Below are 6658 nucleotides of genomic sequence, written 5' to 3' on the forward strand. Positions count from 1 at the left end.
AATGGCTGGATCCTCGGCCATGACCATCACCTGATCGAAGAAGGCATCCACCGGTCCGCGCAGGCTGGCCAGGAAGTCCAGTGCTTCGCTGTAGCGTCCCTCGGCGAAGAGTGGCATGACGGCTTCACGGCGTTCGAAGAGGGCCTCATGGAGTGCTCTCTCCGCTGGTTCTTGGAGTAGGTCGGGATCGACTCGGGTACTGCCATCATGTGCCTGCTTGGCGAGGATGTTGGAGACACGCTTGTTGGCAGCGGCCAGGGCGGTTGCCTCGTCTCGCCGGGAAAAGGCGTGCACCGCACGAAGGCGCCGGGCGAAATCGAGAGGTCGAGTGACCGGGCGAGCGCGCACGGCAAGATACACCTCAGCCTCGATGCCTTCGTCCTGACCCCAGGCGCGAAAGCGGTCAAGCATATAGTTCATCACGTCCTCCACCAGCCCTTGAGCATAGGGGAGTTCCTGATGTTGGGCGGCGGAAAGCTCGAGCAATTCACGTAGATCCAGATCCAGTTCGCCCTCGATGAGGATATTGAGGACGCCGATGGTGGTGCGGCGCAGGGCGAAGGGATCCTTGGTGCCGGTGGGGCGGGAGCCGATACCGAAAATGCCCGTCAGGGTGTCGAGGCGATCGGCCAGGGCCAGGGCCAGGCCGGTGCGGGTCTGGGGAATGGCATCCGCGGCGAACCTGGGCAGATACTGCTCTTCCAGAGCGGCGGCCACTTCTTCGGATTCCCCACCGTGTACGGCGTAGTAGTGCCCCATGATGCCCTGAAGTTCGGGGAACTCCTGAACCATTTCGGTGACCAGGTCACACTTCGCCAGCTCGGCGGCTCGACGCGCCTGTGACACCTCCCCTCCGATACGGCCGGCGATGAAGGCCGCTACGGCAGCGCTGCGGTGGGCCTTGTCTGCCAGAGTGCCAAGCTGTTTCTGGAAGACGACGCCTGATAACTCATCGATACGCGAGGCAAGAGAGCGCTTGCGGTCGGTGTCGTAGAAAAAGGCGGCATCGGCCAGTCGAGGGCGAATCACCCTTTCGTTGCCTTCGATCACCTGCTGAGGATCCTGGCTGTCGATATTGGCGATGGTAATGAACAGCGGCTTCAGGCGGCCCTGTCCGTCTAGCAGGTGGAAGTACTTCTGGTTGGCCTTCATGGAGGAGATCAGGCACTCGGCCGGTACGTCCAGAAAGCGTTCGTCGAAGCTTCCGGTGAGGGCGACGGGCCATTCGACAAGACCGCTGACCTCGGTCAGCAGGTCCTCATCGATCACCGCCGGGGCATCCTGAACTTCGGCCTCGGCCAGCACCTGTTCTCTTATACGTTCGCGGCGTCTGGCACGGTCTGCAAGCACCCAGGCGTCTTCCAGGGTCTTGAGGTAATCATCGGCATGGGCCAGGTCAAGGCCGGCCGGGGCGTGGAAGCGATGGCCTCGGGAGGTGCGTCCTGCGTTGAGCCCCAGTGCTTCCGCCGGGACCACGTCGCTGCCGTAAAGCATCACCAGCCAGTGTGCCGGTCGCGAGAACTCGACCCGGGAGCTGCCCCAGCGCATGTTCTTGGGAACCGGCAAGGCGGCGATGGCCTGGCGTACGATTTCGGGCAGCAGGGCGGTGGTACTCTCGCCCGGCTGCTGTTCACGGAAACCCAGCCAGGTACCCTTGTCGGTTTCCAGATGGATGAGTTCGTCGACAGTGACGCCGCATGAGCGAGCGAAGCCTTCTGCGGCGCGGGTAGGCTGTCCCTCCTTGAAGGCGGCGGCAAGGGCCGGACCGCGGCGCTCGATATCCCGATCGGGTTGCCGGCCTTCCAGCTCGGCGATCTGCACGGCCAGGCGGCGAGGTGTGGCATAGGCATGAATCTGGCCATGGGTAATATCGGCCGCTGTCAGACCCCGCCGGATCCCCTCGGCAAAGGCATCGGAGAGGGTGTCGATCGCCGCCGGCGGCAATTCCTCGACACCTAGTTCAACCACTAGTGTATTGGCAGCCATCACACACCTCCCTGTTCAGCAGCAATGCTCGGTTCGGCAAAGCGTTCCTGACGCAGACTCTCCGGGGCCAGAGGGAAGCCGGCGGCCTTGCGGGATTCATAGTAGGCATGGGCCACATGGCGAGCCAGGGTGCGCACCCGCAGGATGAAGCGCTGCCGCTCGGTAACCGAGATGGCATGGCGGGCATCGAGCAGGTTGAAGGTGTGCGAGGCCTTGAGTACCTGCTCGTAGGCGGGCAGCGGGAGGTCTACCTCCAGGAGCTTGGTACACTCTCGTTCCTGATGGTCGAAGGCGGCGAACAGGGCTGGAACGTCTGCCATCTCGAAGTTGTAGGCCGACTGTTCCTTCTCGTTCTGAAGGTAGACATCCCCGTAGCTGACACGCGAGCCATCCGGGGCAATCGCCCAGACCAGGTCATAGACGCTATCCACGTTCTGGAGGTACATGGCGATGCGTTCCAGGCCATAGGTGAGCTCCCCGGTGACCGGGTAGCACTCCAGGCCTCCGGCCTGCTGGAAGTAGGTGAACTGGGTCACCTCCATGCCGTTGAGCCAGATTTCCCAGCCCAGTCCCCAGGCCCCCAGGGTCGGAGATTCCCAGTTATCCTCAACGAAACGGATGTCATGGACCAGCAGGTCGAGTCCCAGGTGCTTCAAGGAACCCAGGTAGAGCTCCTGAAGCTCGAGAGGGGAGGGCTTCATCACCACCTGGAACTGGTAATAGTGCTGCAGGCGATTGGGGTTCTCGCCGTAGCGGCCGTCGGTCGGTCGACGGGAAGGCTGGACATAGGCGGCATTCCAGGTCTCGGGCCCGATCGAGCGCAGGAAGGTGGCTGGATGGAAGGTTCCGGCGCCGACTTCCATGTCGAGGGGCTGGAGAATCACGCAGCCCTGTTCGGCCCAGTACTGTTGCAGGGCGAGAATGAGACCCTGGAAGGTTGTCACGTCAGGCGTTGACTGTGTCATTGAACAAGCACCGTTGGCCATGAATTCACGAGGCGTCAAGTATACAATCACAGGGTGATCGGTTATAGGCGCAGTCTGGTGCGCGACAACGAGGAATCCCCATGATCGTAGTGACAGGCGGGGCCGGCTTCATCGGCTCGAATCTGGTCAAGGCACTCAATGCGCGCGGCCATGATGACGTCCTGGTGGTCGATGGCCTTTCCGACGGAATTAAGTTCGTCAATCTGGTCGACTGCAGCCTCGGCGACTACCTGGACAAGGATGACTTCCGTGCCCGGATTAGGGCATCGCTGTGTGGCGATATCTCGGGTCTTCCCTCCATCGAGGCGATCTTCCACGAGGGTGCCTGCTCCGATACCACGGAGTGGGATGGCCGTTTCATGCTCGACAACAACTTCGAATACTCGAAGCTGCTGCTCGAGTTCTGTCAACAGCAGCGGATCCCCTTTCTGTATGCATCCTCTGCGGCCACCTACGGGGGCAGTGAGGTGTTTCGCGAGGACCCCGAGCACGAGAAGCCACTGAATGTGTATGGCTACTCCAAGCTGTTGTTCGACCAGTATGTTCGTGCTCTCTGGAACGACTTCAACAGCCAGGTAGTCGGCTTTCGCTACTTCAATGTCTATGGCCCCCGGGAGCAGCACAAGGGCAAGATGGCCAGCGTGGCCTTCCATCACCATGCCCAGATCAGCCGAGGCGAAAACCTCAAACTGTTCGGTGCCTGGGAGGGCTTCGACGCGGGAATGCAGAGTCGCGATTTCGTCTATGTCGGGGATGTGGTCGATGTCAATCTCTGGTTCCTCGACCATCCCGAGCGGTCGGGCATCTTCAACCTGGGTTCAGGCCGGGCAGAACCCTTCAAGGCCATTGGCGAGGCGGTGATCAATTACCACGGCCGTGGCGAGATCGAATTCATCGACTTTCCCGAGGAACTCAAGGGTCGCTACCAGAGCTATACTTGTGCCGATATCACGCGGTTGAGGTCTGCGGGTTATGATCGGACATTTCGTACCGTGGCCGAGGGCGTACGCGAGTACCTGGAGTGGTTGAATGGTTGACGTCACCCGCTCGGGTGCGGGTGAGCGGATCCTGGTGGTGGGGCCTTCCTGGGTGGGTGACATGGTGATGGCCCAGAGTCTGCTGATCACCCTCAAGGAACGGGATCCCGACTGCTATATCGCCATGGTGGCGCCTGACTGGTCGCAGCCCATCCTCGAGCGCATGGCCGATGTCGATGAGGCCGTGAGTCTTGCGACCGGTCATGGTGAATTCGGCTGGAAGACACGCCGGGCCTTGGCAAGACGGCTTCGGGGTCGCTTCGACCGTGCCATCGTGCTTCCCAGGGCATGGAAGGCGGCACTGGTTCCCTTTCTCGCCCGTATTCCTCATCGCACGGGGTTCATCGGCGAGCAGCGCTACGGCCTGCTCAATGACCGGCGACGACTCGACAAGTCGATACTGGATCAGACCGTCAAGCGCTTCGTTGCCCTGGGGCTCTCCGCCGGGGAAGCCGAGGGTGACCTCAGTATTCACCCACCCAGGCTCTCGGTTGATCCCGAGAATCTCGTCGAGAGGCGCCTGGCCCTGGGCCTCTCGTCGCGGCCCGCCATCGGCATGATGCCCGGTGCCGAATATGGCCCGGCCAAGCAGTGGCCCCTGGCCTATTTTCGGGAACTTGCCGGAAGGCTCGTCGACGAGGGCTTCGAGGTGCGTGTACTCGGAGGACCCAAGGATGCGGCGGCAGGAGCGACAATCAGTACGGAGCAGGCCCATGTGCATAACCTCTGCGGTCACACCCGGCTGGCGGATGCCGTGGACCTGCTGGCGGACTGTGATCAGGTGGTCACCAACGACTCCGGCTTGATGCATGTGGCGGCGGCAGTCGGCACGCGCATCCAGGCGATCTATGGCTCCTCCTCGCCGCGTTACACACCACCACTGACCGACAATGTCGAGATTCACTACCTTGGTCTGGACTGTTCGCCCTGTTTCGCCCGCACCTGCCCGCTGGGGCATACCAACTGCCTGAATCATTTACTCCCGGAGCGCGTCCTGTCTGCCGTGCTGGCATCGTCCAGGGCCGTCATCGGTCGAGATTGATCGTCGGTGGGTCATTGTACGGCGGCAGGCTCCTGGTTGAGGGCATCCTCTGGCGTCTCGACGACCTGTTCCGTGGTCAAGGCATCTTTCTGAGCTTGTTCTGGTATCAGGCCTTTCCAGAGGCGTTCCTGAAGCGCCGTTTCCTCCCTCAGTCGCGTATTGACACTTTCCAGGGAGTGTTTTTCCAGCAGGGTCGGGTCCGGTGAAAGCAGGGACACCCCCAGGCCGGCACGATGGTCCTCGAGCTTGAAGCCCATGGATTCCAGGATGGTAGGAAAGACGTCGACCATGCTGGATTCCCGCCGGATTCGGCCTAGGGGAATGTCGGAGCCGAGCATCATGAAGGTGTTCTCTCGCACGCCGCTGATCAGTGATTCCCAAGCCGATACCCGCATGGTGAGATGATCACTGGCAATCACTACCAGGGTATTGTCCAGTAGCCCTTCTTCTTCCAGGCGTTCGACCAGATCACGAACCAGCCAGGTGGAGCATTCCACCGAATAGAGGATATCGATCCCATCGTAGTCTCCCTGCCGCTCGAGGCAGCGCCGGGCCGGGTAGCCGTTGGGAGCGTGACCGGTAAGCGACAGGTTGACCACTCCCCAGGGACCTTCCGACTCCTGATCAAGGCGCCGAATCTCTTCCAGAGTAAAGTCATACAGCGAGTCGTCATAGAGTCCCCAATTGTTGATGTAATCGGGGTCTTCCAGTCTCGTGCTCAGTTCCTCTCGCCCCAGCACACGGTCGAATCCGTGGTCCTCATAGAAGATTCCCTTGCCGGCGAAGTCGGTACTGGCCCCTCCCATGAAGGTGAGGCGATATCCCTGTTCATCTAACAAGTCACCCAGACAGTCCACACCGGGCACCACCTGGCTCAGTAGCTCCATCTGCCGATCATGGAGCAGACCGGCTGGCATCAGCGGTGTACCGCATTGACTGGCTATCATGCCGGCCATGGTCCAGCCGGTATTGTCGACTTGATAGACGGATTCGAACACTCGGCCCCGTTCTCCGAGAGCCTCCAAGTGGGCATAGGCATCACCGAAACGCGTTTCATCGGCGTAGGTCCGCTCGATACTCTCGAGGTACAACAGCAATAGATTGGGCGGATCGTCGGGTGTCTCGAGCAGCGTTGGTTCGACGTAGCGGCGATCCAGCCAGGCACCGTCTTCGGTGACAATGGCGGCACCTCGCTGAACCATACCGTAGAAAAGCGGATTGCCGACCAGTAACACTACCGCCAGCAAAGGATCCGTGAATCGCCACCGTTGATCGGTCCTGATCAGCCAGGTGAAGGAGACGAGCAGGGCGACCATCGACAGGGTGTAAAGCTCAGCCGCCAGCATACGCTCGTTGCCGCCATGATCGGTCATGCCGGCCTGCAGGTGAAAGAAGACGGCGCCCAGGTCGACGTCTCCGAAACTGTCCGCCAGATAGACATAGAGCCCCCAGAGCGCGATGGGTAGCATCAACCAGGGCCAGGCACGTAGTGCCGGCCTGGGATGGCGCGGTGCCCCCCAGCGGAACAGCCAAGCCAGCCCCATCCAGGCTCCGGTGATGGGTACCACACTCCAGGACGGCAGGAGGGCCACTGTCGAGGTGGCATG

At 61.2% G+C, this 6658-nt stretch carries 5 protein-coding genes; 2 read left to right on the forward strand and 3 right to left on the reverse strand.

Annotated features, from left to right (window positions below; genetic code table 11):
• Window positions 1-1986, reverse strand: a 1986-nt coding sequence (gene glyS, locus ACESMD_RS12720) for a glycine--tRNA ligase subunit beta (RefSeq protein WP_372613721.1), incomplete at its 3' end; no start/stop codon positions are given.
• Window positions 1986-2951 (reverse strand): glycine--tRNA ligase subunit alpha, encoded by a 966-nt coding sequence (gene glyQ, locus ACESMD_RS12725; protein WP_372613723.1) that lies wholly within the window; start codon window positions 2949-2951, stop codon window positions 1986-1988. The genes glyQ and glyS, both read right to left, overlap by 1 nt.
• 101 nt (window positions 2952-3052) lie before the next feature.
• Between glyQ and rfaD the strand changes: the two genes are divergently transcribed.
• Both rfaD and waaF read left to right on the forward strand, forming a co-directional pair.
• Window positions 3053-4009, forward strand: coding sequence for an ADP-glyceromanno-heptose 6-epimerase (gene rfaD / locus ACESMD_RS12730; protein ID WP_372613725.1), 957 nt, complete (start codon window positions 3053-3055; stop codon window positions 4007-4009).
• Window positions 4002-5051: a lipopolysaccharide heptosyltransferase II gene (gene waaF / locus ACESMD_RS12735; RefSeq protein WP_372613727.1), complete on the forward strand. Its 1050-nt coding sequence runs from the start codon at window positions 4002-4004 to the stop codon at window positions 5049-5051. Before rfaD ends, waaF begins: the two co-directional genes overlap by 8 nt.
• A gap of 11 nt (window positions 5052-5062) precedes the next feature.
• On the opposite strand, the gene ACESMD_RS12740 is transcribed toward waaF, so the two are convergent.
• Window positions 5063-6658: sulfatase-like hydrolase/transferase (locus ACESMD_RS12740; RefSeq protein ID WP_372613729.1), on the reverse strand; the 1596-nt coding region annotated here is incomplete at its 5' end.

Source organism: Halomonas sp. (genome assembly GCF_041689495.1).
Lineage (GTDB): Bacteria > Pseudomonadota > Gammaproteobacteria > Pseudomonadales > Halomonadaceae > Halomonas.